At 23.6% G+C, this 1,022-nt stretch carries 3 protein-coding genes; all 3 read right to left on the bottom strand.

The window, feature by feature from the left end; all coding sequences use genetic code 4:
• Positions 1 to 373 (bottom strand): hypothetical protein (locus C6B38_RS05020; RefSeq protein ID WP_146693318.1); only part of this gene is annotated, 373 nt, incomplete at its 3' end.
• On the bottom strand, positions 354 to 626 hold the full coding sequence (locus C6B38_RS05015) for a hypothetical protein (protein ID WP_105298875.1): 273 nt from the start codon (positions 624 to 626) through the stop codon (positions 354 to 356). The genes C6B38_RS05015 and C6B38_RS05020, both read right to left, overlap by 20 nt.
• A partial coding sequence (locus C6B38_RS10090) for a hypothetical protein (RefSeq protein ID WP_162475889.1) occupies positions 626 to 1,022 on the bottom strand: 397 nt, incomplete at its 5' end. The genes C6B38_RS10090 and C6B38_RS05015, both read right to left, overlap by 1 nt.

Below are 1,022 nucleotides of genomic sequence, written 5' to 3'. Positions count from 1 at the left end.
CTAGTGGTAATAGTGAATATTCACCTTGAAATAAATGACCAAAAGAAATGGTTGAAGCAAAATTATATCGTAAATTAGCATTAGAAATTGGGATTGATATATCTGATATTGATTTAGATGAAAAAGAAATTAAAGAAGATGGAAAATATATTGTTAAAAAAGCACAAAGTGGTAGTTCAATAACAGTTAATGCCCCATTACATCAAAAAGATGATAGTAGTTTAGAATTATTATTATCAAATTCATCTGATAATAATAATTCTAAACTACTATCATCTTTTTGATGTAATGGGGCATTAACTGTTATTGAACTACCACTTTGTGCTTTTTTAACAATATATTTTCCATCTTCTTTATCAAATTTTAATAGCATTTTTTCATTGTGCAATAATTCCTTCTTTCCCAGTAAATATTTGTGACATTTGAGTAAAGTTTTGTGGTACTCCATTATTAGGTTGAAAACCTTTATCAGTAATATTTACTAAACCAGTTTTAATAATAAATGGAAAAAAGAAATAATTACTTTTAATATCAATACCTAATTTAGTTAAATCAGATCTAACACTATTATCCATTATTCTTTCATTTAAGTTTTTAAAAATACTATTAATATTAGGTACTTGCATTATTGTATATCTCCTTTAATATCTTCTTCTCTTGTTTGATTATCATCAATATAACTCATTTCTTGATCTAATTGTTCTTTTTGTTCTTTTTTAATTTCTTCATACATCATTCGTGCTTTTTTATTTGTTACTTTTTCTTGTTTATGAATTGCTCTAACATGAGTAATAGTTCCATTATTTATTTGTCTATCAATTACCTCAGATTGAGTAATTTCATTAACTATTGATATATCTATAAATTCTAAGGTATAAGGTCTAAAATTATCATTATTCTGACTGTTATCATCTAAACTATCTCATTTTTTATAATGCTTAAATATATAATCAAATAAGCGATATAATTTAGGAAATCGTAAAGATCTTTTTTGTAAAGTAGTATAAATATCTAATTTATTA

It is taken from the genome of Spiroplasma sp. ChiS, assembly GCF_002968355.1.
Lineage (GTDB): Bacteria > Bacillota_I > Bacilli_A > Mycoplasmatales > Mycoplasmataceae > Spiroplasma > Spiroplasma citri.
The sequence above is the reverse complement of the archived record's forward strand: the minus strand, read 5'-3'. Positions and strand labels throughout refer to the sequence as shown.